This is a genomic window from Nostoc sp. (assembly GCF_036917135.1).
Lineage (GTDB): Bacteria > Cyanobacteriota > Cyanobacteriia > Cyanobacteriales > Nostocaceae > Nostoc.
Genome location: NZ_JBALEA010000002.1, coordinates 43301 through 67172, shown reverse-complemented (window position 1 = coordinate 67172; position 23872 = coordinate 43301). Strand labels below are relative to the sequence as shown.

Genomic DNA, 23872 nt, shown 5'->3' with positions numbered 1-23872 from the left:
ATTGCCGAAACTATCTTGTACAGACGCGATTCATTGCATCTCTATTCAGCAATCTCTAATAAGCGTCCTGCAACTCATAGAAATCAGGCGAGATGTAATCCTTCCGCAAAGGCCAACCTACCCAATCTTCCGGCATTAAAATTCGCTTGAGATTTGGGTGTCCTTCGTAGATAATGCCGTACATATCGTAAGACTCGCGCTCTTGCCAATCTGCGGTCTTCCAAATCCAGTACACAGAAGGCACTACGGGGTTTTCCCGTGGTAAGAACACTTTAACTCGAACTTCTTCGGGGCGATCGCTATTATCACCGACTTTAATCAAGTGATACACACTTACAAATTCCTGTCCCGGTCCAAGGTCAACACCACCTTGAAACTGGAGATAATTAAACCCGTAGGCATAAAGGGCTGTAGCGGTAGGAAGCAAGAAATCTGCCGCCACCTTAATTATCTCTACACCATTTTTATCTGGTGCTAAAAACTCATGGTCAAAGCCATTTTCCGTCAACCACTGGGAAACTTTACCGGCTTGTACCAATGACTCTTCTTTCGCTGCTGGTACTGGTTTAGATTCTTCTTCAGCCACGGGTTTGTTCCTCCTTTTGCGCCTTTTCTGTCAGCAGTGCAGGTGGTATTGGCATACCAATCGCTTCCGCCAATTCCTTCGGTGGTGCATAGCGAGTTTCTGACTGCAAATACTTACCAGTTAAGATTTCCTCTACTGGCTTCAAATTATGAGTCGTGCTGTAGTAGCGGTGGGTTTGCTTAATTTTGTACCGCTCTTGCATCGATTCATTGGAAATTTTCTTCCGCAGCTTAATAATTGCGTCGATAATTGCTTCTGGACGGGGAGGACAACCAGGCAAATACACATCCACAGGAATCAGTTTATCAACTCCGCGCACTGCTGTAGGGGAATCAACGCTGAACATCCCGCCAGTAATTGTGCAAGCACCCATCGCAATTACATACTTCGGCTCTGGCATTTGTTCATAAAGACGCACCAGTTGAGGAGCCATCTTCATCGTAATCGTCCCTGCCGTAATAATTAAATCGGCTTGGCGGGGGCTAGAACGGGGAATTAGCCCAAAACGGTCAAAATCAAATCGGGAGCCAATTAAAGCTGCAAACTCAATAAAGCAGCAAGCAGTACCAAACAGCAACGGCCACAAACTAGAAAGCCGCGCCCAGTCATAGAGATCATCAACCGTCGTCAAAATGACGTTTTCTGAAAGGTCTTGAGTGACATTAGTACGCTCAATGGGGTTGATGATTCGCTCTTTGTCCTGAGTTGTTAAGTTAGAATTCAAGACCATTCCAAAGCTCCTTTACGCCATGCGTAAACTAAAGCGACTACAAGAATTGCAATAAAGACTAGCGCTTCAATAAACGCCAATAATCCCAAACGGTGGAAAGCTACCGCCCAAGGATACAAGAAAACAGTCTCCACATCAAAGACGACGAAGACCAGAGCAAACATGTAGTAGCGGATGTTGAACTGAATCCAGGCTCCCCCGATGGGTTCCATGCCAGATTCATAAGTGGTGCGCCGTTCTGGGCTGTAACTACTGGGTCGTAGGAGCTTGGATGCTGAGAGCGCTAAGGCAGGCACTAGGCTACAGATGATGAAGAAGCCTAGAAGGTACTCGTAACCGTTGAGGACAAACACAATGAGTATCTACCGCTTATGGAGTATTTTAAGTGGTTACTGGGGACTGGGGACTGGGGACTAGGGACTGGGGCACTAGGGAGATAAGGAGGACAAGGGGGATAAGCAATGCCCAGTACCCAGTCCCCAGTAACCAATCCCAAATCCCCACCCAATCCCCAAACTGCGTAACTTTCTTTTACATTATATCTGTTTGGTTTTTCTGAAATCTGCGAAACAGATACACTTCAGGTATTTGATTCGTTTTTGGTAGTGATAGAAAAGTCTAACAATTATGTCATAATTTTTAACGTATATTTAAGAATTCTCCTCTGTGAGACTTTAGCCATGAGCGAACCAGCTGTTGAAACTCCGGTGTTAGACCGCTACGAGTGTCGCGCCTGCGGTTATGTTTACGAACCTGAGAAGGGAGACGACACCCATGATATTCCTTCTGGGACACTCTTTGCAGAACTGCCTATAACTTGGCGCTGTCCAGTTTGTAGTGCTAAGAAAACCGCTTTTGCCAATATCGGCCCTGCGGGTACTGCATCCGGCTTCAAAGAAAATCTCGGTTATGGTTTGGGTGTCAACAAGCTAACGCCAACTCAAAAGAATATCCTAATTTTTGGCGCTTTGGCTCTTGGCTTCTTGTTTTTTATCAGTCTCTACGGCTTACAGTAACAGCCGTTAAGCAATTCAAAATTCAAAATGAAAACTCAGGATTGCCCAGCATCCTGACTAACGACTCTTACAAAAATTTAGAAACAAATAAGAAATACTGATGCATTCATTTGTGAAAAGTTGGCAACGAATATTTGCCTTGTTAATAGTAGTCGTAATATGCATAGGTTGTAGCAAAATCCCGTCTGTGAGCTATAACCCTTGGAAAGTCATTTCTGTGCCAACAGACTCGAATCTCTTGGATATTGCTTTCACTAATAACTCTGAGCATGGCTACTTGGTAGGTAGCAATGCCACCTTATTGGAAACCAATGACGGTGGTAATACCTGGAAACCAATTACACTGCAACTGGATGATCAAAAGTATCGCTTTGACTCAGTAAGTTTTGCCGGGAAAGAAGGCTGGATTGCCGGTGAGCCTGGACTGTTGCTGCACACGACCGATGAAGGTGGTTCTTGGTCGCGTATTCCCCTGAGCGAAAAGCTACCAGGTAGCCCGATCGCAATTAAGGCAGTGGCAGACAGTACAGCTGAGATGGCTACTGATGTCGGAGCCATATATAAGACTACAGATGGCGGCAAAAACTGGAAGGCGCAGGTTGAATCAGCAGTGGGTGTGGTGCGTAACATAGAACGTTCTGCTGATGGTAAATATGTTGCGGTTTCAGCCAAGGGTAGTTTCTACTCGACTTGGGAACCGGGACAAGATGCTTGGGTACCCCATAACCGCAATAGTTCTCGGCGGGTAGAAAACATGGGCTTTGCTAACAATGGTCAATTGTGGTTGCTAGCTAGAGGAGGTCAAATTCAGTTTAGTGACGAAACTAAACCTGACGAGTGGCAAAAGGCACAATATCCAGAGTTATCTACAAGTTGGGGTTTACTGGATTTGGCATATCGCACACCCAATGAAATTTGGATAGGTGGCGGTAGCGGTAATTTGCTACGCAGTGGCGACGGTGGCAAAACCTGGGAAAAAGACCGTGCGGTGGAAGAAGTGGCTGCCAATTTGTACAAGATTGTGTTCTTAGAGCCAGAACGGGGATTTATAATTGGCGATCGCGGCGTTTTGCTCAAATATTTACCAAACCCTGAAGCCGCTTAGTGGGGAGTGGGGAGTGGGGACTGGGGACTAGGGACTGGGGACTGGATACGAGTTTTCCCAATACCTAATACCCAATCTCCAATACCTAATACCCAATCTCTAATACCCAATCCCCAGTACCCAATCCCCAATCCCCAGTACCTATTTCTGAGAAGAACTTTGCAACTTGTAACTCTTTCTTAACTTTGTAGGATAATAAACTCTATAACATTCTTTGTGAAGGTAGGGATCTAAATGTCAGGTACCACTGGAGAACGTCCGTTTTCGGACATTATTACTAGCGTTCGTTACTGGGTAATTCATAGCATCACCATCCCGGCATTGTTTATTGCTGGTTGGCTATTTGTCAGCACCGGGCTGGCTTATGATGCCTTTGGCACACCCCGTCCCAACGAGTATTTCACACCAACGCGGCAAGAAGTGCCCATTGTGAAGAACCGTTTTGAAGCTAAAAAACAAGTTGAACAATTTATTGGAAAGTAGTTTGAGATCATGACTAGCGGCAATAACATCAATCAACCAGTTACCTATCCAATTTTTACCGTTAGATGGCTGGCAGTTCACACCTTAGGTGTACCAACTGTATTCTTTTTAGGCGCGATCGCCGCAATGCAATTTATTCACCGTTAGGAGCAATTATGGCAGAAAGATCGCCCAATCCCAATAATCAGCCGGTTGAACTAAACCGGACTTCCTTATACCTGGGACTACTACTAGTTTTCGTTCTGGGGATTCTGTTTTCTAGTTACTTCTTTAACTAACTGGAAGCACTGTTGTTAATCTTTGTTTATTGAACCTGTGTTGATTTGTTGTTAAGGGAGGATAAAAGCTGTGTCTGGAAGTGGGAGAATTCCCCTGTGGGTCGTCGCTACGATCGCAGGTTTAGGTATAATTACAGTCTTGGGCATTTTCTTTTATGGTGCCTACGCCGGACTCGGTTCTTCGATTTAATATTCGTTTGAACCGAACACTATAAGTTAGAATTTTCTAGCATTTGTTGAGAAATCAACGTTAAAAAAAACCGCCTATCTCTATGAGATAGGCGGTATTAATTTTGGTCAATAGTGATTTGTCCTACCCTGCGGGAAGCCGCTGGTGCGTCTATGTCATTTGTCTTTTGGAAATGACTAATGACTAATGACTACATCAGTATCAGTTAAATATCGCTGATATCGTCGCTTTCAATGTATAAAAATAGAAAAGCGAAGGTAACAGCTGGCAAAACCCAACCAATTATGGGAACGAAGATAGAAGACAAGTACGAAGTACTAGCCAAGACAGAAGGCAAAAAAGAAGCTGCCATAGTAATGGTTCCTATTAATCACACTACAATTCAAAATGAGCTTACTGCAAATTCTGCCAGATTTTTGAAATTCTTTCATATTTTTAACACAGCCCATATTGGGAGATAAGGAACAGGATATGGGGATATCTCGCTGTTCTCGTATATATGGGAAACGCTAATGCCTAAACCTAACCCCCCCAACCCCGCCGGCGTGTGCGTAGCCGCCGTAGGCATCCCCCTATTGCTCATCATTCACCAACCCCGCCTTTGACTTACTTCAAAGTCTCCTAAGAGCCTGCTCTTAGGGGGTGGGCTTTTAGGGAACTTTTGCAAGGTATTTATTTTAGGGGAGAGGAATGGAAGTAAGGTTTTCCAGATCCCGTCAGAAGTCAGATCGTTGATAAGTTAGCTTTATATTCAATATCAGTATTCTTTTGTCAAGTCATGTTGACGATTTGTAACAAAACTGTTAGATTTAGTTACATAAGTTAACAAACAAGAAAAAAAACTATGTATACCACCACTAACGAAAACGGCATTCTCAACAACTACGCAGCTGAACCCAAAATGTACTACGCTGAGTACCCAGCAATTTGGGAACAACGTAAATACGTTTTACAGAGTCTTTTTGCGACTTTAATTGTCACTACTTTAGTTTTGGTTGGTTTTAGCGTTAGCTAAGATTTTTCGACTTCAATATCGCTGTATCTCATCGTCATTCAAACTTCTCTCTCTTACCTCGGTTAGTTTCGCCGGGGTTTTTTGTATTTTACCCATCCCAAAGGGCAATGTATTATAGCGGTTCCCATTCAGATGCGGTACAAGATTATATCGCAAGGTGTAAGGGCACGGCAGTGCCGTGCCCCTACGGGTGTACCTCACGTAAACGAGAACCGCTATATATCGACAGCTGAGACTGTTGTTGGTTGAGAAACGAAAGTCACGAATTCAGAAATTCAAGCATGGGTGAAAAAGCTACTCGAAGAGAAAAAAGCAAGAGAGGAAAAAAATAGCGTTTTTGATGAATCAAAAACCAGAAATATTCGTCACTTAAACTATCAATTCCCTACCTATTTCTACTGGAGGATGATTTATGTCATCAAAACTGCTGCGACTGATATCTTTGGGCAGTCTTGGTTTATCTTTGTGTCTGGGTAATTCCGCAGCAATGGCGCAATCTGATTCTACTGGCGATGGCAGTGTAGTAGTCCCAACAATACCATCAGGTAGTACATCGGCACCAATACCAACAGGTGACACTTCAGCGCCAGTTCCAATAGACACATCGACAGGCATACCACCTTCAACTTCAGCTGACGGTACAAATCGGTTTAGCTGTCAGACTTATAATGGACAGTACACCGTCATGTATCAGCCACAAAGTCAACCAGGACAATTCTTTCCTTGGGCGGCACCTGCGGCTTTGGGTGGTGGTTGGGACTCACAAAAACGTTGTGCAGCGATCGCCACTCGCTTGGAACAGTATCGCCCAGATGGTTTACAAGAACTCCAGACAGCAACAGAAAATAACGAAAACATTGTCTGCGTCACAACTGAAGCTAACTCGACCTGTAGAATTGTGCTGACAGTACCGCGTGGGAAAGATCCTTATGTTATCCGCAATAGCATTTTTCAGAACTTGACTACTGCTGACAGTGGACAACAGACTATAGCTGTTAACACTTATGGCGATCGCAGTAGTGGAGGCAACGACTTATATAATTTAGGACGTACACTTCTAGGCAATGGCAATAATCGGGTTAGTTCATCTAGAAGTGGGATTAATCTCAAACCTTTCCTCGATCGCAAAGATGGCGGTACTGGAAACAAATTGCAGAATGGAGTCGCAATTCGCCGTCAGTCTCAGCCTAACTCTGTTCGCTTAAACCCTGGTAATTTCCGTTAATTAGTAGTTATGTTTTTAAACACTGTTGAGACCAAATTGGCATCAGACATTCTACTCTATTAAAATATGGCCTCTGGTTTAGTTATATCGACCAGAGGCTATTTTACAGCATTCGTAAAATCTATAGCAGTCCTAAATCAAACGCGCAGAATTCGAGATAGTTGTAACCCCCCTGTAGTCTTCCCTTCGTCAGGCTACGGTGTACACACAAGTCGAATATTTATTTTTTTAACCTTTTGCTAGCAGCCAACATCCGCACCTTCCAAAATTTTCTGTGGAAGGATATGCCCAATGCTTTGCTTCCCGATGATCCGACAACACCACAGCCAAATGATTGGTATTCTGAGCAGGAATTAGCAGTTTTACGCCTCTCTTCCAAAAGTCACTGGGATATACCCATTAAAGTAAACGGCGAGATATGACCCGACATTCTCCCCAGTCGGTACTTTTCCATTCCCCAGTTCTGACCATCGCTTGGTGTTCGCAGATGTGCAAGCTAGACCGACGGAAGCAGGTAAAACTATTCCTAGTGTAGGATTTGAACGACAAACTATTTTAGCTGCTGGCTTTATTCCTGCTGCACCAGCAGGAACGGTGATGGTATTGTCGATGCTGGGGACACGCAGACATCAGGCGTTTACAATAACTTAGCCTTTGAAAGCCTCACCATTACACCTGACCAAAAAACCCTATACACCGCCACTGAAAACGCCCTCACCCAAGATGGATTAATTGCTTCACTCACCAGTGGCAGCCCTTCCCGGATTCTGCAATACAATTTGGTGACTGGACAACCAGAAAAAGAATACCTGTATACTACTGATGCAATCGCCGAACCGTCCAACCCTAGCACAGGTTCAAGTAACAATGGTTTGGCAGATTTACTCGCGATCGACGACCGGGGAACCTTACTGGCGTTAGAGCGTTCCTTTGCAGTCGGTGCAGGCGACACCATCAAAATCTACGAAGTTTCTTTGCAAGGTGCAACTGACTGCTGTAGATCAAAATGCCGATGCTGATGATCCTGCCATCTATGTTAATGCCACAAATTCTGCTGATAGTTTAGTATTGACCTCAGTCAAAAATGCCGGACTGCGGGTTTATGACTTGTCAGTAATTTGTTGCAGACAATTAATCCTGGTGGTATTCGCTACAACAACATTGACCTACAATACGGTTTTAAATTAGGCGGTCAATCTATTGATATTGCTGTCGCTAGCGATCGCAACAACGACAAACTAGCAACTCATAAAATCTCTGATTTCCTCTCTGCCTCTGCGGTTTAAAAGTAATTTATCTAACCTTATTAGGCGCAGAGAACACAGAGTCAAGAGGGATTCTTTGACCAAAATTTTTACTCACCTTGAAAGGGCTAGTAGTATTGTATTGGTTCTTCTAAACTATCCTTCGGTCGCTCAGGCAAAAATACCCTCAAAAGTCGTAGTAGCAATAAGGGACTTGCAATTAAAAAAAATAATCAATCGCTGTCTAGGCAGGGGAGTAGGGGTAAAAGAAAAATATCATCTGAATAAATTAGGTAATTTATTCTCTAGAAGTCCCTAATTGTCTCTACAAGGGTTTTGGAGATGATAAACTATTCTCTATGTAAATTTTACAGTACCAAGCAAGTTCTTGAGATTTGTTAATAACTGCATATTCAACATGAAAGGTACTAGAAATGATTGTTTTCCCACACCGATATGGCATTTAAATGTTGAAAATAATCAACATTTAAATGTGAAATTGCTGAAATTAATTGAGGTTGAAAAGTCTCAAAATCCACAAGGTATACAAATGTCTAATCTACTTGGTTGGCATAGTGTCGATAATTTGAACAAGCGTGATGATTTTCAAGATTTTATGCAAATTATTATGAACAATGTTTTGGAAATAGCCAATTTTATGAAGTGGGATTTAGAGCAAGTAATTCCTACTATTAATAATTGTTGGGCAATAATTAATGGAAAATTTGCTTCCAACTCAGTTCACGATCACCCTAACTCATTATTAAGTGGTGTTTATTATATTAAATCACCTAAAGATTGTGGGGGGCTGTTCTTTCGTGACCCTAGACTTGGCGCTCACCGGATATTACCACCGTATTTAGAATTTACTCCTTGGACAATGCCGAGTGTAACTTACAAACCTGTGGAAGGAACAATGATTATATTTCCAAGTTGGCTGACGCATGGTGTGGAACCCAATTTGAGGGACGAAGAAAGAGTTAGTATCAGTTTTAATATTGGTGTTAAACAAAAATAATAATGTATGCTGGGAGACTCCAATGGTCGGATCTCTTCCGGTAAGCTGGCGCAATGTGTCACAGATATGACTCGCTAATGCTGTGCGAATGATGTTCTGATTGGGGGATTAGTTAGCGATCGCTTATTTGGTAGATTTGGTGGTGATACAGCAGATGGCGCGGGAGCATCTCAATGAGTGTAAAAACACACCTACCCTGGCGATTAGAATGATGCCTCCCGATTGCGCTCTAATCGAATACACGTAGAGACGTAGCACTGCTACGTCTCTACAAGGTTTTGGGTTTTATATATGTACTTCATTTACCTGAAATCTGCTGTAAAGATGACAACGATGTAATTGTGCAAGTTAACTTTAGTGTCAATGGTGCATAATATTAGAACTCCTAATTTGATTTTTGAACAACTAAGCTGCCTAAAAGCTTGACATACAAAGCTTTTCTTATCAATATACTGAGCAATATTCAAGTAAAATTACTATACAAACAGGAGTAATTACTTAGTAAAATCGAACAACCTCATCACGGATGCGGGGTGAGGTATATTATGATTCGGAATTAAATGAACGTGAGATTAATTAAACTAGTAAATTTACTGAAGGCAGTTGTTGGCTTTCCTTCATAAATTTAGTAGTTGATTCCTCTAGGGTGACAAAAATCTTCGCCTTGACTTTTCTACAGGACTTACGCAGACAATAGCTAAAATCCTGATTTTTAGGTAGGGGCAATTCATGAATTGCCCCTATAGCGTGCAGTTTTGCGTAAGTCCTATTCCAGTTAATTTTTATTAAATTAAGCTATCAAAAAAGTTATGGAGAATTCTTTCATAATCGGCTATGGATAATCTTTAACGAAGAAAGCTGACTATCTTTCGCCATAAGTGATATTGTCACTCCCTATATTAAAGAATTTGTAAAAAATCATTCAGAAATTTAAAGTTTTTTTTATTACATAATTCTTAACTAGGGCATTTACTTAGGAAAGTATCTGTGATATTTTCATGATGATAAATTAAAATAAGCGAGGCTAAGTTTAACAACCGGGTTTCGGTGTTTTGGTTGATGATGAGTATCCATCTTGCATACTTGCAATGGTAAATATTAATTTTAAACTTGTATAAAGTATGTAGCAATTAACCAACTGATAACTGATCTTCGATCTAGATTAGACCATCTTTGTTTTGAACAAGGAATGATAGTAATAACTCTGTGATGTAAATGCAAGTATGCAATTAGGCGAACTGCCATCTGTGCTTTGATAAATTTAGGCGCACTGAATGCCACAGAAGTATTGGTGCTGCTTGCATAAAACAAAACACTGCCACTGTTAGTAAAAGAGATACTGCCTAAATATTCTCGACTTTATTCTTCACATTTACCTTCGACTTGTTTGATATGACTTATATTAAGAACACTTTTACCGAATTTCTCACCACCCTAGAAGGGTTTGATCAGTTACCAGATGGTGCGATCGCTAATCTATCAGAACAACTGCAAGCGTGGCGCTATCGCATCGGTCAAAAAATCATCGGCAAAGAAAGTCTCCCAGACCACATCACCATAATTTATGAAGGACAAGTGCGGCTGTTGGGATACGACCCCCAGACGCAAATGCCAATCACCCTAAAATTACTACAACCTGGGGAAATTATCGGCGAAATTGGTTTGTTACGCGATTTAGCTTGTGAGACAGCGATCGCTTCCACCGAAGTCGTATGTTTAACCTTGAGCGCATCAGCATACTTTAACTTTCTGACATCCTACCCAGCTTTTGGGGATGCTCGGAAAAACCGCAGTTATTTGATCGAAGTTTTCGATATTCTCAGTTTGCATTGGCAAAAGCAAGCCATCGCCACCTTAAATCTTAGAGAACTAGCAGAAAAAGCCCTACCACAGGCGAAAGTACAATACCTCTCTCCAGGAAAAACAACATTTAACCAACTGGATAGCCAAAGTGCCTGGTTTGTCAGTGGCGGTGGTACAGTCACGAATTTATCACCTGGCGATCGCCTAGAATCAGAGGATGACAGAGAGAAAATCCAGGTTATAGGCCAAAACCCCGCCCGGTTGCTTGGTATACATCCGTCAGATTTGGTCTTGGAAGATAGTCAGAGTCATCAGATAGAACTTGTAGTTAGTGAGACCAAATCACATAGCGCAGAGGAAATAGATATCCCCTACGCATCCAACGAATTAGTTCCACAGACAACCCCTCAATCCTCAACCAATTCGGTAAAACACAAATACCCATTTTATGGTGGTAAGGGAGAACTAAATACAGCCTTCGCCTGCTTCCAAATGATCGCGAAGCACCTAGAAATGCCCTTTCGTCGAGAAGTGGTTCGCCGCGTCTTAACTGAGCAAGTCAAACGCCAAGGTACTATATCGTTTCAAGTTACAGCTTACCTGGCAGAATCAATCGGACTGAAGGCGCAGTTGGTAGAGCTACCAGTCGCTTCAATCACGCGCATTCCCACACCGGCGTTGATTCGCTATGGTGATAGTTTTGCCGTTTTATACGAAGCAGATGCCAATACCGTAGTTGTCGGCGTCCCATCCCAAGGAATGGTGCGCTGCCAACCCGCTAAATTGGTTGAACAATTAGATGTTGATCCAACCAACTTTCCGCCCCAAGTTAGAGTATTACTCCTCAGTGCTACCAAAGAAACACCCCAAGAACGCTTTAGTTTACGGTGGTTTATCCCCTATTTATCGCGCCACCGGCGAGTCCTGATCGAGGTCTTTGTTGCTTCCTTTTTCGTGCAGTTGGCCGCCTTGGCAAATCCGCTAGTCGTCCAGCTAATTATTGACAAAGTTATCACTCAAAATAGTATTGGCACCCTACATATTTTGGGGGTTTTGCTATTAGTAGTTGGGATATTTGAAGCAGTGCTGACTACCTTACGAACCTACTTATTTGTCGATACCACCAACCGGATCGATATGGGTTTAGGGTCGCAAATCATCGACCACTTACTACGTCTACCACTGCGCTATTTTGAACGCCGACCGGTGGGTGAACTTTCCACTCGCATCAATGAGCTAGAAAATATCCGCCAATTCCTCACGGGTACTGCCTTAACAGTGGGGTTAGATGCTCTGTTTTCGGTGGTCTATATCGGTGTGATGCTGATTTACAGTTGGCCACTCACCTTGGTAGCCTTAAGCACAATTCCGGTGTTTATCATTGTCATCTTAATTGCTTCTCCCACCATTAGCAGACAGTTACGCGCCAAAGCCGAACGCAACGCCGAAACTCAATCTTATTTAGTGGAGGTGATGTCAGGCATTCAAACAGTCAAAGCGCAAAATATCGAATTGCGATCGCGCTTTTCCTGGCAAGAGCGTTATGCCCGGTTTGTCGCGGCTGGTTTTAAAACAGTTGTGACTTCCACCCTCGCTAACTCTACCAGCAACTTTCTTAACAAACTCAGCAGTTTACTAGTTCTGTGGGTGGGAGCTTATTTAGTACTGAAACAAGAATTAACTTTAGGCGAACTAATTGCCTTCAGGATTATATCAGGTTACGTCACCAGCCCAATCTTGCGCTTGGCTCAACTTTGGCAAAGCTTCCAAGAAACTGCCTTGTCTCTAGAGCGTTTAGGCGATATTGTTGATACCCCACAAGAAGGAGAAACAGACCGCTACAATATACCTTTACCGACGATCAAGGGATCAGTGAAATACGAAAATGTTTCCTTCCGTTTTGGCACAACTGGTCCTTTGCAACTTTCTAATGTCAACCTCGAATTTGCTCAAGGTAAATTTATCGGCATTGTCGGACAAAGTGGATCTGGTAAAAGTACGATGATGAAATTACTGCTGAGACTTTACGAAATTGAGTCCGGCAGAATTTTGATTGATGGTTATGATATTTCCAAAGTAGAACTTTATTCACTGCGACGACAAATAGGCGTAGTTCCCCAAGAGACATTATTGTTTGACGGCAACGTTCAGGAAAATATTGCCCTCACCAATCCTGATGCGACAACCGAAGAAATTATCGAAGCGGCTCAGGTTGCGTGCGCCCACGAGTTTATCATGAGCTTACCCAACGGTTACAACACGCGGGTAGGAGAACGGGGTTCTGCACTTTCAGGTGGACAACGACAAAGAATTGCGATCGCACGTTCAGTTTTACAACGACCAAAATTATTAGTTCTAGATGAAGCAACTAGCGCATTAGATTATCCCACAGAGCGGCAAATATGTCTCAATTTAGCCAAAGCATTCAAGGGTGAGACAGTATTTTTTATTACCCACCGATTGAACACTGTCAGTAATGCAGACATGATTGTTGTCATGGATAATAGCAGAGTTATAGAACAAGGCAGCCATCAAGAACTCATGGCTCTTAAAGGTCATTATTCTTACCTGTATCAGCAACAAGATGTGAATTTGTAACTTAGTCATTAACTGTGGGCAAAGGTTTTCGGCATCCGTGAACATTGCCCACACTATAAAAAATCCAAAATCCAAAATCCAAAATCCTTATGACTCAACTTAATGGGAATCACCTCAACGGTAATCAGAAAAACGGCAATCAGAAAAACGGAGTAAAGCAAGATTCACCTACACTTACGAAACAACAGAAAGCTGCTCAAGAGTCTTTTAATAACACAAACACTCAAGACTTTGAGCAATCCGTTGTCTTGCGCCAATCTCCAATTTGGTCGCGTACAATCATGGTTACTCTAATTCTGCTAGCCTGTTTTGGAATTGGTTGGGCTTATTTTGCCAAAATTGAGCAAGTAGTGGCCGCAACAGGGCAATTAAAGCCACAAGGAACAGTCAAAGATATTCAGGCTCCTGTTAGTGGAGTAGTGAAAACGGTTAATGTTAAAGATGGAGAACAAGTCAAGGCAGGAGATTTGTTACTAACTTTTGATTCCATCGCCCCTGTTGCTGAATTAAACTCTTTGAATAAAATTAGCGCTGCATTAATCAAAGAAAACGAGATTTATCGCCGATTGATGGGTGCCAGTACAGCCACAGGAGCAGAACTGTTATATTTGCGCGGCAATTTGCCACCAGAAACAGCTTTTCTGCTAAAAAGTCGGGCAGCATTAGTAGCAGAAAATGAATTATTCCGAACTCAATTAAAAAATTCTGGTCAAGACTCGGGACTAGGAATTGATGAGCAAAAACTTCTACAAGTTGCCAAAAAAGAATTAGATTCTCGCTCTTTAGCAGCACAGTTAGAAGTAGAAAAAACCAAAAAACAACTTTCTCAAAATCAATTTAAGCTGGAAGATAGCAAAGCAAGTTTAGCTATTCAACAGGGAATTCTACAGAAGCTGAAGGTATTAGCAGAAGAAGGTGGTGTTTCTCAACTTCAGTATCTCAATCAGAAACAAGAAGTGCAAAACCGCACGGCGGAAGTAGCGCAACTCGGTGAGGAAGATAAACGCCTCAAGTTTGATATAGAAAAAGGACAACAAGAGGCAAACAATACGGTGGCTGTTTCTGATAAAAACATTTTGGATAAGATCGCTGATAACAAACAGCGTATTGCCACAATCGATAGCCAATTCATGAAAGTTTTGCTAGATAATGAGCAGCGTTTGGCAGATGTAAATAGTAAAATAGCTCAATCAAAGTTAAACGTTATATATCAAGAACTCCGCGCACCTGTAGCTGGGATAGTTTTCGATTTACAAGCAAAAAACCCTGGATTTGTAGCGACTCCGACTACAAAACTGCTGCAAATTGTCCCCAATGAAAAATATATAGGTGAAGTTTTCATCACTAACAAAGATATTGGATTTGTGCGAAAAGGCATGAAAGTAGATGTCAGAATTGACTCCTTTCCTTACAGCGAGTTTGGCGATATAAAAGGAGAAGTGATTGGGATAGGATCAGACGCACTACCGCCAGACCAAACCCATCAGTTTTACAGATTTCCGGCAAAAGTCTCATTGGATAAACAATCCTTAGTGATTAAGGGTAAAACCGTTAACTTGCAATCAGGTATGTCTATCAGTGCCAATATAAAAGTACGCGAAGAACGGACTGTTCTTAGTTTATTCACTGAGTTATTTACCAAGCAAGTTGATGTTCTTAAAGAAGTACGTTAAAAGCAATATAGCGCTATCGACGCTAATTGATCACTGCTTGCAGCTAGGACTTGATGTGATAGAGCGATCGCTTTATCATAAAGCTTAAAAGTAAATCTTTCAGAGCCACTTACGTCTAGATTTTACGATGGTGCATTCTCAACGCATAGAACCCGCTCCCGGACAAGAATCAGTTTGGGATTACCCCCGTCCTCCTCGTTTGGAAGATACAAGCAAACATATCCAAATAATCTTTAACGGAGTAATAATTGCAGATACCGACAACGCCAAACGTGTTTTAGAAACTAGTCATCCTCCTTCTTACTACATCCCCCCTGCGGATATCAAAATGGAATATTTGCGGCTGACTCCGCAATCTAGCTTTTGTGAGTGGAAGGGAAGTGCTGGTTACTACACAATCAGAGTTGGCGATAAAGAAGTCCATAATGTTGCTTGGTTCTACCCCAACCCCACACCAGCCTTTGAATCTATGAAGGAATATGTAGCTTTTTACGCTCATGTCATGGATAAATGCTATGTAAATGGTGAAGAGGTGCAACCACAACCAGGTAACTTCTACGGTGGTTGGATTACCAGTGATATTGTTGGACCATTCAAAGGCGCTCCGGGTACTTGGGGATGGTGAGTCAATTTTGGATTTTAAATTTTGGGTTCAAAGTAACTAAATCCCTATGAAAGTAGAAGTAGTAGCGCATGATCCAAAATGGCGCGGCAAATTTGATGATGAATCAAAGCGTGTTGCGCTGACACTAGGTGAAAATTTAGTTGCTATTCACCATATTGGCAGTACAGCAATTCCACATATATATGCGAAACCCATTATTGATTTGTTGGTTGAAGTTGAAAACATCGCCAAAGTAGATGATTGTAGTTTGGGTATGGAAGCGTTAGGTTATGAAGTAATGGGCGAGTTTGGCATACCAGGCCGCCGTTTTTTTCGTAAAGATAATGAAACAGGCACAAGAACGCATCATATCCACACCTTCGCGGCCAGATCATCGGAAGTAGAACGACACTTAGCGTTTCGGGATTACATGATTGCAAATCCCGAAGACGCACATAAATATAGTGAATTAAAATGTAAGTTAGCGAAGCAGTATCCTAACGATATCATCGGATATATGGATGGAAAAGATGGGTTCATCAAAGAGATAGAAAGGAAAGCATTCGATACTGCGTAGATTTTTCCTAAAAAATAAAAAGGTGTAGGTTGGGTTTTGCAAAGTCTCAACCTAACATTTGCGGGATTTGTTGGGTAACGCATCGCCTCAACCCAACCTACAAATATTCTTAACTTTCTCCAGCTAGCTTTGAGGGTTTGTAGTAAGCACTTTAGTGCTTAGGATATAAGGACTGAAGTGCTTACTACAAACTTGCTTACCCATCAATTTAAACTTGATAGACTGTTAAGCTGTTACCTATATAACTTGCATGATCAGGGTGGGCAGGATGGCCACCCCACAATCATCTTGAAAAAATATTAGTGCAAATTAAAGGCGCAACAGTTTAGCTACCTAGCAGCTTTCGCTTCAAACATCAAGTACGTTCCTCCTAGTCCTTCTACAATTGTGCGTGTATTGGCAACCATCATTTTCTGATAAGTATCCCCGTCGCTTCCTGGTTCACCAAGTCCCTCAGCATACAGCTTCCTCTCAGAAATTTTCACTCCAGCTTCTGTGGCTACAGATTGAATCAAATTAGGGTTAATTGCCGCCTCAGTAAAAATTGTTGACACTTTAGCCCGTTTAATGTTTGTAGCTAAATTTTTGACTCCTACTGCTGTCAGTTGTTTCTCAGTACTAATATCTTGCAATCCCCCTACCAATGAAATACTGTATGCTTTGGCGTAATAACCCAGTGCATCCGAGGTTGTAACTAACTTGCGTTCTTTGGCAGGAATACTGGCAATTCTTGACTTAATCCAGCTATCTAGTTGAGTGAGGTCATTTGTGATTCTTTTAGTATTGTTGCTATAAGTCCCAGCATCACTAGATTGTAATTTTCTCAGGTTACTATTAATTACCTCCACCATTCTGATAGCATTTTTGGTATTGTGCCAAAGATGAGGATCAGTCAGATTTTTAGCGCCTACCTGAAATTTTTGTGGCTTAGGTACTGCTACTTGACCGACCGCTATTTTTGGTGCAGGGTTTTTAGTCGCTTTAATTAATTTGATCAGATTTGGTTCAAAATTGTAACCAGTATAGAGAATAAGATTAGCTTGCTCAATGGCTTTACGATCTTCCGGTTTTGGTCTATAAAATTGCGGATTGGCAGTAGGGGAAATTAAGCAGGTGAGGTTAACAGTATTTCCGGCAACCTGTCTGGCTAAGTCACACAATACGCTTGTAGTCGCTACGACTTGGGGAAGATTTTCATTTACCTGAGTGCTAGTCTGAGTGAATGTAGTTCTTGCAGCTTGATTTCCACACCCGACAAATCCAATTGTTAAGACAACAAGAATAGCTGGGAAGAAATTATTTAAGGGCGATTTTTTTGACATCCTCATCTCCTACTGGATGTATAAAAAAGATAATCATTATCGGTAAAGTATTAGTGAAATATTAGGGGGAAGCTTTCGGCTGAGAAAAGGGTAAAGGTTGACGGAAGAATTGATAGACTCTCCCATTTCTCCAGTCCACACCCAATACGGTTCGGTTAAGATCCCCCCGCCTGCGACGATCTCCTTAAAAAGGGGGTAAAAGAGGATTATCAGCAAGCCTTTTTAAGAGGGGTTGAGGGATCTTCAAAAAATTAAAACGTTAATTGAACCGTATTGAGTCCACACCCAGCAATTTTTGGTTGGTAAATCACCAGTGAGGTTTTTACAGGCAAAATATCAGTTAACTTCACGCGAGAGGCTGAAAAAGTGGTAGAGGTAGAAGCACAAGAATAAAGGCGATGCTAGGGAGCGTCTAAGGACTGTAGTGTAGTTCTCTCACCGTCTGTTGAAGGGGTTATACCATTGTGCTTACATACTCAAAAGTCGCAAATTGACTAAAATTATCAGGTTAAGGAGTGGGATGTAGTAATCATGGGGCTTGTTGAGCATACGGGTTGATTTCGCAAACCGAGTCGTGAATCTAAGGCAATTGTAGCTGTGGTTTTGCGAGGTGTGGATATATGGTTGTGACAAAATTGGCAAATTGGCGATTTTTTAGGCATCAACCTTTGTTACACTAATTTTCACCTAGTAAAGCCTTTCAATAGTGCTCAGAGCATCATCTAACTACTCTTTATTACCATAACCCAGGCTGTACTTGATGCCATAATTTTCATCCTTTAGTTTGTTCATCATTAAATAAGAGCCAAATCAAGTATATAGAAAAATTCCTCAAAGCTAGTCTCGGTGAAGATAAACAATGGTAATTTTAGTTATCCTCATTAACACCCTCGTTTCGCTGATACTACTCTATGTGGCTTGGCGGGTGTGGCAACTCAAGCAGCAGCTAGCATACATAGCAGATAGATTAACCGCATATCAAAGTTGTAGCCATGCAGCACTGAAGAAAGCACCCGAAAATATTTATCTCAGCCAGCAAAATATTTATAACTTACGGCAAAGAAATCAAGTGCTACAAATGCAAATCCAACAAGTGCGGCAAATTATCAGTCTACTTTTGCTAGGACGGCAAATCTGGCAGCGTTATTTTCCGAAGCTAGAGTTAACACCTGGGAAAAGAACAGTTGCAAAATGAGTTATGTCACTATGGATTAACTGGATAAAATCGGTTCAGTCTTGCAAGGGGAGAAAACCCACCTAAAATGGGTGTAAGGAGAGAAACAACAAGATGTCTAATAACCGTTCTGGAGTATTTATTGGCGGGTTGATGCTGGGAGCTACCATCGGTGCTTTGACCGGTTTGCTCGTGGCTCCACGCACAGGGCGCGAAACGCGTAAAATTTTGAAAAAATCTGCCAATGCTATCCCAGAGTTGGCAGAAGATTTATCAACGAGTGTGCAAATCCAAGCAGATCGTCTTTCTGCGATCGCACTAAAAAACTGGGATGAGACTTTAGATCGATTACGAGAAGCGATCGCAGCAGGTGTAGATGCCAGTCAGCAAGAAAACCAAGTCTTGAATCGACAAATATCTGTTGAAGACTCAGATTCGCTTCCCCAGCAATTAGAACGCTCATAAATGACACAACCGTGATTGAACCCCTGTTTTGGTTGGGACTTTCCTTACTTTTTGTCGCCACAAGCTTGACTGCGGTTTTAGTGGTGGCAATACCGGCTTTGCAGGAGTTAGCACGGGCGGCTCGCAGTGCCGAAAAGCTATTTGATACCCTCTCACGGGAGTTACCCCCCACTCTAGAAGCTATCCGCGTCACTGGCTTAGAAATCGCTGACTTAACTGATGATGTCAGTGAAGGTGTAAAAAGTGCTAGTCAAGTTGTCAAACAAGTTGACCAAAGTCTTGATAGTGCCAAAAAACAGGCTCAAAATCTGCAAGTAGGTACACGGACTATTTTTGTTGGCGTGAAAGCTGCTTGGAGAAACTTCACGCGCCAAAAACCTGCGAGACGAACAGGCGATCGCTTGCCAAGCAATGAAAAACCACCACTAACGTTGCGAGAACGAGAAGTGCTGAGTCCAGAAAATCGCCGACACAAAGCAGAAGTGTACCGTGCTAATGACGGTTACAACGACGCTGCTAACTGGGAAAACAATTTTGATGATGAAGAATAAATCAAACCCAAGATGACAGCGAAAAGGTTCTCACCTGTTGAATTCGCAAAAAGTCACTATCACTGGAAACAACAGTTAAATTATTTTGCAGTGCAATAGCAGCTATCCAAATGTCATTTTCATCAAAACCCAAATCAACAATTTTAGTTTTTCGCCGCTTATTTTTATCTTTGGGTGCAAATTGATTGAATAAAGCTGCCTTAATTTGACCGTAAATTTTTGCTGTTTCTTCTGTTATATGGTAAATACGAATATCTTCTAAAAATTCTGTCAAGCGAGCCAGATTATTTTCCTTGCATTGGGATTTTTCCATCATGAATGTCAGTTCACCCTGGACAATTACGCAAGTGGCAATGTTATTTTCTCCAACTTCATTTACCTGACGGATAACATTTGGTTCGCCTAAAATAATGGCACTACAATGATTTGTATCGAGTAAATACATTATTAAAATAGGTTTTCGTCATCAAATTTAGCTTGACCACGGGTAGCATATACTGCTTGAAGGCATTGTTCAAAGTCGTCACCTTCCCAAGTGCCAGCATGTCGAAGAATGGAGCGTCCAGAAGCGGGACGGTATGTAAGTTGCTCTTGAACGCTAGAAGTTTCTATAGAATCGCTTAAAGGCATAAGTTCAAGCTTACCTGATTCCAACTCCTTTTTTGTATAGTTAACCTTAATAGAACGTATTAAATCGAGTGCTTCTGTTAGCAACTCCTGCGGTAAATTTTCTATTTCTTGGATTAATAATTCTTTGTTAGTCATCTCTCACCTCTAATCATTCCCCTTTTATTGTATGGGTAACTCCACTATGGCTTAGTCAATTTTGAGTCCTACTCCTCTACCCAGTCACGATGATCATTTTTATTAAGGATATTTTGAGTATTTTAACTGATTGACAAAATACACATTATCTTAATTTTACAGTCACAACTACCCACTCCCAAAAACCCTTTGCTTTGATCCCCTACATTAGAGTAAAGTAAACAAGTGTAAAGAACTATCATTTTTACAGTACTCTTTTAAAACAACTTGTTCACTTCTACCGTTGATAATTATATAAAAACGTCCATGCAATCTTGTTTTTGGCGACGAATTCTGCTATCTATTGCAGTATTTTTCCTGGCTGGGTCAATTTGGGTTATGCATTCTCCCCCAGCACTGGCTTATGACAATCCTGAGCTACTCCCTGACATCTTTACCCCAGTTGTCGATTTAGCTAAATCTCTGCCTGTGCTGCAAGAAGAAAAGCTGGTCAAAGAATTAGAGCAGTTTGAACTTGATACGGGCTGGAAACTGCGAGTATTGACCCAGTATGACCGCACCCCAGGTCGGGCAGTCATAAAATATTGGGGTTTGGATGACAAAAGCATTCTACTAGTTGCCGATTCTCGTGGCGGTAACATCCTCAGCTTTAGCGTCGGCGATGCTGTTTATGAACTTTTACCCCGGACTTTCTGGATAGAATTGCAAACCCGCTTCGGTAATTTGTACTTTGTCCGCGAACAAGGCGAAGACCAAGCTATTCTCCAAGCCTTAGAATCGGTTAAAGGTTGTTTACTCAAGGGTGGTTGCAATGTTGTCCCCGGACTGCCACGAGAGCAGTGGATTCTCACCTTGATTAGCTCGATTATTGGTGGGGTGATTTGTGGATTTGCCGCTCAACCCCGCGAGAAAGGACAAATTTTTGCTTGGCAATGGGCTTTAATTTTTTCCCCTTTGTGGGGAATCTTGTTTATTGCCTTTGGCATTGGGCCAGTGGTGACACGCACAAGCGACTGGGTACCTATAGTTCGCAATATCTCTGGGTTTCTCATTGGTGTCTTGGTTGCCTACCTATCTCCTATTTTCAGTCGGTCTTCTTCTGGTAATGAGTTATGAGTAAGGAGTAAGGAGTTAGGAGTTAGGAGTTAGGAGTTTTTAATTAACTTATAACTCCTAACTTCTAACTCTCTGAAGCTGATAAGCTGAAAGCTAATATTTGAGAAGCTCAACAAAAATGGAATGGCACGTAACTGATGCTCAAAGTTTAGCAATCATTGATAGTGAAATTGACGTTCATGTTTTTTCACCCGCAGAATATGAGATTGTGCGTCGGGTAATCTACGCCACGGCTGACTTTGAGTATAAGTCTTTGATTCGTTTTTCTGAGCGTGCCTTGCAAGCTGGAGCAGCAGCACTAGCGGCGCGTACTACGATTGTGGTAGATGTCCCAATGGTACAAGTCGGTATTGCCTACGACATTCAAAACACCTTTGCTAATCCGGTGTATTGCAGTATGGAAGCTCTAACACGCCCTCAAAAAGAAAAAACTCGCGCAGCCTGGGGAATAGAAACCTTAGCAAAGCGTTATCCAGAGGGCATTTTTGTGGTAGGTCAAGCGCAAACAGCACTGACGGCACTGGTGGATTTAATTGAAGCTGAGGAAATTAGACCTGCTTTAATAATTGCTACCCCAGTGGGATTTGTAAATGTTGATGAAGCTAAGGAGCGCTTACAAGACTCTCTAGTGCCTCACATTACAATTGACAGTCGCAAAGGTAATGCAGTTGTTGCAGCTGCGATCGTTGATGGATTGGTAGACTTGGCTTGGCAAGCCTATGGACAAGATAGAAATGGGGGGAGCTAGGAAAGTTGGCTTTATATGTATTCTGTATCTAAAAGAGTATTCAAAATTACGGAATATCCTGATATTTTTGTTAAGTAGTGGCGATCAAGGAGCCTTTGCTTGTGGTAATTCAAGGTTTCAGTTTAAGTGCATATCTTGCAATTCCCATAGTATTAAGTCTTTTAGCTCAGGGACAAAGGATAAAAGTATCTTTAGTTGAAAACGCCCGTCAGGTATCCACTACTAACCAGGAAATAATCCCATCCAGCCGCGAGTTAATCAGCGCTAAAGTGACTGGGAAAACATACTATGTTAGTGGTACTGGAAAGGATAATAATAGCGGACTCTCTACTTCATCCGCCTTTAGGACAATTCAAAAGGCAGCAGACCTTACCAATCCTGGCGATACAGTATTGATTATGAACGGATTATACACAAATTCACCCAAAGCTGGGAGTGTACTAAGTATTAAACGTTCTGGAACTGCAAATGCATGGATTAGATATAAAGCATATCCTGGGAATTCCCCAAAAATTCAGCATAATACATGGAACGGGATCGAGACTTTAAATGGAGCTTCATATATCGAGATCAACGGGCTGGAGGTTATGGGAAACAATGCCAATATAACCCTTGATTATGCGATGAGTCAGAAGACTAACAAAGCAAACCCCCTGACGAGCGGAAACTGCATCACCGTGGATGGACGAAAAAATGGTCATAGTCACCACATACGTATTCTCAACAACAAGGTACACGATTGTGGAGGTGGAGGCATTTCAGCGATTCAATCGGACTATGTGACAGTAGATAATAACGTGGTGTTCAATAATGCCTGGTATAGCGTTTATGGTTGCAGTGGCATTTCGATGTTGAGCAATTGGAATTTTGACAACAACCAGGGATACAAGATGTTTGTCACCAACAACAAGGCCTACAACAATCGGATGTACATCCCTTGGATTGCAGTTGGAAAGATCACAGACGGCAATGGGATTATTATCGATAGTTCAAGAAATGAGAACAATCCCAAATTGGGTGCATATAAAGGACGGACTTTAGTTAAAAACAATCTGACATTTAATAATGGTGGGTCGGGTATTCATGCATTTCTAAGCGATCATGTTGATATTGTAAATAACACAGCCGTTTTAAATAATCAAAGTCCAGAAATTAAAGGAGGACAAATATTTGCTCGGATGTCATCTGACGTAAAAATTCTAAACAATATTCTCTATGCTTTTCCTGGTAAGGATATTAATATTAACACTAGAAACCAAAACGTTACTTATGATTATAATATCTATATGAATACTTCTAAGATAAGTGTTAAGGGTCCTCACGATATTGTTGCAGACTCAGAGTTTTTAAGGAAGTATCCCACTCTCGAAAAAATGTCTAGTGATTGGAAATCGCGGCTAGATAAACAAAATCCGCCAACGCGGACTTATGTAGAGCCGAAATCGGCAGGTTTTGCTTGTGGGACACTGACTTATCGTTTGCAAGGGAAACTCATCAAAATGGGATGTTCTCGTTAGCAAGAAGGCGATCGCCTCTCACTCCTTCGGTAAGCTAATCGGCATTGAAGTTGCATAACCAAGGCGCTC

Annotated in this window: 26 protein-coding genes and 1 pseudogene; 20 read left to right on the top strand and 7 right to left on the bottom strand. The window is 41.9% G+C overall.

Translation table 11 applies throughout. The features are described 5' to 3' along the window. Positions 1-55 precede the first annotated feature (55 nt). From V7K50_RS00325 to ndhC, 3 genes are read right to left on the bottom strand one after another with little or no spacing between them, the layout of a single operon-like run. A complete protein-coding gene (locus V7K50_RS00325; protein WP_292754800.1) occupies positions 56-586 on the bottom strand; it encodes an NAD(P)H-quinone oxidoreductase subunit J in 531 nt (176 codons plus the stop codon). Beyond that, positions 579-1316: a photosynthetic/respiratory NAD(P)H-quinone oxidoreductase subunit K gene (gene ndhK, locus V7K50_RS00320; protein WP_334956155.1), complete on the bottom strand. Its 738-nt coding sequence runs from the start codon at positions 1314-1316 to the stop codon at positions 579-581. The genes V7K50_RS00325 and ndhK overlap by 8 nt, the downstream gene beginning before the upstream one ends. Then, the gene (ndhC, locus tag V7K50_RS00315; RefSeq protein ID WP_334803458.1) at positions 1307-1669 is read right to left on the bottom strand and encodes a photosynthetic/respiratory NAD(P)H-quinone oxidoreductase subunit C; all 363 of its coding nucleotides are present in this window, start codon (positions 1667-1669) and stop codon (positions 1307-1309) included. The genes ndhK and ndhC overlap by 10 nt, the downstream gene beginning before the upstream one ends. A gap of 327 nt (positions 1670-1996) precedes the next feature. On the opposite strand from ndhC, the gene V7K50_RS00310 reads away from it, so the two are divergent. The 6 genes from V7K50_RS00310 (at position 1997) to V7K50_RS00285 (ending at position 4388) form a co-directional block, all read left to right on the top strand. Continuing rightward, entirely contained in the window at positions 1997-2332 is a 336-nt protein-coding gene (locus tag V7K50_RS00310) for a rubredoxin (protein WP_334956153.1), read from the top strand. A 100-nt stretch (positions 2333-2432) separates the two neighbouring features. Next, positions 2433-3437, top strand: a complete 1005-nt coding sequence (locus V7K50_RS00305) for a photosynthesis system II assembly factor Ycf48 (RefSeq protein WP_334956151.1) — start codon at positions 2433-2435, stop codon at positions 3435-3437. 234 nt (positions 3438-3671) lie between these two features. After that, a complete protein-coding gene (gene psbE, locus V7K50_RS00300) occupies positions 3672-3920 on the top strand; it encodes a cytochrome b559 subunit alpha (RefSeq protein ID WP_292719831.1) in 249 nt (82 codons plus the stop codon). 9 nt (positions 3921-3929) lie between these two features. Further along, the gene (gene psbF, locus V7K50_RS00295) at positions 3930-4067 is read left to right on the top strand and encodes a cytochrome b559 subunit beta (protein WP_012411801.1); all 138 of its coding nucleotides are present in this window, start codon (positions 3930-3932) and stop codon (positions 4065-4067) included. Between the two features lie 8 nt (positions 4068-4075). Beyond that, positions 4076-4198 carry a photosystem II reaction center protein L gene (locus V7K50_RS00290; RefSeq protein ID WP_094332364.1) on the top strand — a complete coding sequence of 41 codons (123 nt, stop codon included), beginning with the start codon at positions 4076-4078 and terminating at the stop codon, positions 4196-4198. 70 nt (positions 4199-4268) lie between these two features. After that, entirely contained in the window at positions 4269-4388 is a 120-nt protein-coding gene (locus V7K50_RS00285; RefSeq protein WP_012411803.1) for a photosystem II reaction center protein J, read from the top strand. A gap of 205 nt (positions 4389-4593) precedes the next feature. Here the strand turns inward: V7K50_RS00285 and psaI are convergent, their stop codons facing one another. Then, the gene (psaI, locus tag V7K50_RS00280) at positions 4594-4740 is read right to left on the bottom strand and encodes a photosystem I reaction center subunit VIII (protein ID WP_334803455.1); all 147 of its coding nucleotides are present in this window, start codon (positions 4738-4740) and stop codon (positions 4594-4596) included. A 492-nt stretch (positions 4741-5232) separates the two neighbouring features. Here psaI and psb34 point away from each other — a divergent pair, with 492 nt between their 5' ends. From psb34 to V7K50_RS00240, 8 genes and pseudogenes are all read left to right on the top strand, one after another. Continuing rightward, complete coding sequence (gene psb34, locus V7K50_RS00275) at positions 5233-5403, top strand: photosystem II assembly protein Psb34 (protein ID WP_334956149.1); 171 nt, start codon at positions 5233-5235, stop codon at positions 5401-5403. A gap of 412 nt (positions 5404-5815) precedes the next feature. Beyond that, the gene (locus V7K50_RS00270) at positions 5816-6628 is read left to right on the top strand and encodes a COP23 domain-containing protein (protein WP_334956147.1); all 813 of its coding nucleotides are present in this window, start codon (positions 5816-5818) and stop codon (positions 6626-6628) included. Between the two features lie 248 nt (positions 6629-6876). After that, positions 6877-7887 (top strand): annotated as a pseudogene (locus tag V7K50_RS00265) (phytase); the annotation flags it as partial. Positions 7888-8290: 403 nt separating this feature from the next. Beyond that, positions 8291-8890: a TIGR02466 family protein gene (locus V7K50_RS00260; RefSeq protein ID WP_334956145.1), complete on the top strand. Its 600-nt coding sequence runs from the start codon at positions 8291-8293 to the stop codon at positions 8888-8890. Positions 8891-10282: 1392 nt separating this feature from the next. Continuing rightward, a complete protein-coding gene (locus tag V7K50_RS00255; protein WP_334956143.1) occupies positions 10283-13291 on the top strand; it encodes a peptidase domain-containing ABC transporter in 3009 nt (1002 codons plus the stop codon). A gap of 89 nt (positions 13292-13380) precedes the next feature. Then, positions 13381-14964, top strand: coding sequence for an HlyD family efflux transporter periplasmic adaptor subunit (locus tag V7K50_RS00250; RefSeq protein WP_334956141.1), 1584 nt, complete (start codon positions 13381-13383; stop codon positions 14962-14964). Positions 14965-15091: 127 nt separating this feature from the next. Further along, positions 15092-15589, top strand: coding sequence for a DUF427 domain-containing protein (locus tag V7K50_RS00245; protein ID WP_334956139.1), 498 nt, complete (start codon positions 15092-15094; stop codon positions 15587-15589). Between the two features lie 46 nt (positions 15590-15635). Next, a complete protein-coding gene (locus tag V7K50_RS00240) occupies positions 15636-16145 on the top strand; it encodes a GrpB family protein (protein ID WP_334956137.1) in 510 nt (169 codons plus the stop codon). Positions 16146-16474: 329 nt separating this feature from the next. Here V7K50_RS00240 and V7K50_RS00235 read toward each other — a convergent pair whose 3' ends face one another. Beyond that, the gene (locus tag V7K50_RS00235; protein ID WP_334956135.1) at positions 16475-17467 is read right to left on the bottom strand and encodes a metal ABC transporter solute-binding protein, Zn/Mn family; all 993 of its coding nucleotides are present in this window, start codon (positions 17465-17467) and stop codon (positions 16475-16477) included. Between the two features lie 859 nt (positions 17468-18326). Here V7K50_RS00235 and V7K50_RS00230 point away from each other — a divergent pair. The 3 genes from V7K50_RS00230 (at position 18327) to V7K50_RS00220 (ending at position 19657) form a co-directional block, all read left to right on the top strand. Next, positions 18327-18662, top strand: a complete 336-nt coding sequence (locus V7K50_RS00230) for a hypothetical protein (RefSeq protein ID WP_334956133.1) — start codon at positions 18327-18329, stop codon at positions 18660-18662. 93 nt (positions 18663-18755) lie between these two features. Further along, a complete protein-coding gene (locus V7K50_RS00225) occupies positions 18756-19106 on the top strand; it encodes a YtxH domain-containing protein (RefSeq protein WP_334956131.1) in 351 nt (116 codons plus the stop codon). An 11-nt stretch (positions 19107-19117) separates the two neighbouring features. Continuing rightward, a complete protein-coding gene (locus V7K50_RS00220; protein WP_334956129.1) occupies positions 19118-19657 on the top strand; it encodes a DUF948 domain-containing protein in 540 nt (179 codons plus the stop codon). Position 19658: 1 nt separating this feature from the next. Here the strand turns inward: V7K50_RS00220 and V7K50_RS00215 are convergent, their stop codons facing one another. Both V7K50_RS00215 and V7K50_RS00210 read right to left on the bottom strand, forming a co-directional pair. Beyond that, entirely contained in the window at positions 19659-20102 is a 444-nt protein-coding gene (locus V7K50_RS00215) for a type II toxin-antitoxin system VapC family toxin (protein ID WP_334956127.1), read from the bottom strand. 2 nt (positions 20103-20104) lie between these two features. Beyond that, positions 20105-20422 carry a DUF2281 domain-containing protein gene (locus tag V7K50_RS00210; RefSeq protein ID WP_334956125.1) on the bottom strand — a complete coding sequence of 106 codons (318 nt, stop codon included), beginning with the start codon at positions 20420-20422 and terminating at the stop codon, positions 20105-20107. A 306-nt stretch (positions 20423-20728) separates the two neighbouring features. Here V7K50_RS00210 and V7K50_RS00205 point away from each other — a divergent pair, with 306 nt between their 5' ends. The 3 genes from V7K50_RS00205 (at position 20729) to V7K50_RS00195 (ending at position 23803) form a co-directional block, all read left to right on the top strand. Continuing rightward, complete coding sequence (locus V7K50_RS00205) at positions 20729-21538, top strand: TPM domain-containing protein (protein WP_334956123.1); 810 nt, start codon at positions 20729-20731, stop codon at positions 21536-21538. A gap of 118 nt (positions 21539-21656) precedes the next feature. Continuing rightward, the gene (locus V7K50_RS00200) at positions 21657-22286 is read left to right on the top strand and encodes a precorrin-8X methylmutase (protein ID WP_334956121.1); all 630 of its coding nucleotides are present in this window, start codon (positions 21657-21659) and stop codon (positions 22284-22286) included. 101 nt (positions 22287-22387) lie between these two features. Next, positions 22388-23803 (top strand): right-handed parallel beta-helix repeat-containing protein, encoded by a 1416-nt coding sequence (locus tag V7K50_RS00195; RefSeq protein WP_334956119.1) that lies wholly within the window; start codon positions 22388-22390, stop codon positions 23801-23803. The last annotated feature ends 69 nt before the right edge of the window (positions 23804-23872 follow it).

Excerpts from the sequence above, each read along its gene's own strand:
- V7K50_RS00215 (WP_334956127.1), bottom strand. The coding sequence starts at position 20,102 with ATGTATTTACTCGATACAAATCATTGTAGTGCCATTATTTTAGGCGAA.
- V7K50_RS00225 (WP_334956131.1), top strand. The coding sequence starts at position 18,756 with ATGTCTAATAACCGTTCTGGAGTATTTATTGGCGGGTTGATGCTGGGA.
- ndhK (WP_334956155.1), bottom strand. The coding sequence starts at position 1,316 with ATGGTCTTGAATTCTAACTTAACAACTCAGGACAAAGAGCGAATCATC.
- V7K50_RS00245 (WP_334956139.1), top strand. The coding sequence starts at position 15,092 with ATGGTGCATTCTCAACGCATAGAACCCGCTCCCGGACAAGAATCAGTT.
- V7K50_RS00240 (WP_334956137.1), top strand. The coding sequence starts at position 15,636 with ATGAAAGTAGAAGTAGTAGCGCATGATCCAAAATGGCGCGGCAAATTT.
- V7K50_RS00235 (WP_334956135.1), bottom strand. The coding sequence starts at position 17,467 with ATGTCAAAAAAATCGCCCTTAAATAATTTCTTCCCAGCTATTCTTGTT.
- psbF (WP_012411801.1), top strand. The coding sequence starts at position 3,930 with ATGACTAGCGGCAATAACATCAATCAACCAGTTACCTATCCAATTTTT.
- V7K50_RS00305 (WP_334956151.1), top strand. The coding sequence starts at position 2,433 with ATGCATTCATTTGTGAAAAGTTGGCAACGAATATTTGCCTTGTTAATA.
- V7K50_RS00255 (WP_334956143.1), top strand. The coding sequence starts at position 10,283 with ATGACTTATATTAAGAACACTTTTACCGAATTTCTCACCACCCTAGAA.
- V7K50_RS00230 (WP_334956133.1), top strand. The coding sequence starts at position 18,327 with ATGGTAATTTTAGTTATCCTCATTAACACCCTCGTTTCGCTGATACTA.
- V7K50_RS00290 (WP_094332364.1), top strand. The coding sequence starts at position 4,076 with ATGGCAGAAAGATCGCCCAATCCCAATAATCAGCCGGTTGAACTAAAC.
- psaI (WP_334803455.1), bottom strand. The coding sequence starts at position 4,740 with ATGGCAGCTTCTTTTTTGCCTTCTGTCTTGGCTAGTACTTCGTACTTG.
- V7K50_RS00270 (WP_334956147.1), top strand. The coding sequence starts at position 5,816 with ATGTCATCAAAACTGCTGCGACTGATATCTTTGGGCAGTCTTGGTTTA.
- psbE (WP_292719831.1), top strand. The coding sequence starts at position 3,672 with ATGTCAGGTACCACTGGAGAACGTCCGTTTTCGGACATTATTACTAGC.
- V7K50_RS00210 (WP_334956125.1), bottom strand. The coding sequence starts at position 20,422 with ATGACTAACAAAGAATTATTAATCCAAGAAATAGAAAATTTACCGCAG.
- V7K50_RS00260 (WP_334956145.1), top strand. The coding sequence starts at position 8,291 with ATGAAAGGTACTAGAAATGATTGTTTTCCCACACCGATATGGCATTTA.
- V7K50_RS00310 (WP_334956153.1), top strand. The coding sequence starts at position 1,997 with ATGAGCGAACCAGCTGTTGAAACTCCGGTGTTAGACCGCTACGAGTGT.
- V7K50_RS00200 (WP_334956121.1), top strand. The coding sequence starts at position 21,657 with ATGGAATGGCACGTAACTGATGCTCAAAGTTTAGCAATCATTGATAGT.
- psb34 (WP_334956149.1), top strand. The coding sequence starts at position 5,233 with ATGTATACCACCACTAACGAAAACGGCATTCTCAACAACTACGCAGCT.
- V7K50_RS00205 (WP_334956123.1), top strand. The coding sequence starts at position 20,729 with ATGCAATCTTGTTTTTGGCGACGAATTCTGCTATCTATTGCAGTATTT.
- V7K50_RS00250 (WP_334956141.1), top strand. The coding sequence starts at position 13,381 with ATGACTCAACTTAATGGGAATCACCTCAACGGTAATCAGAAAAACGGC.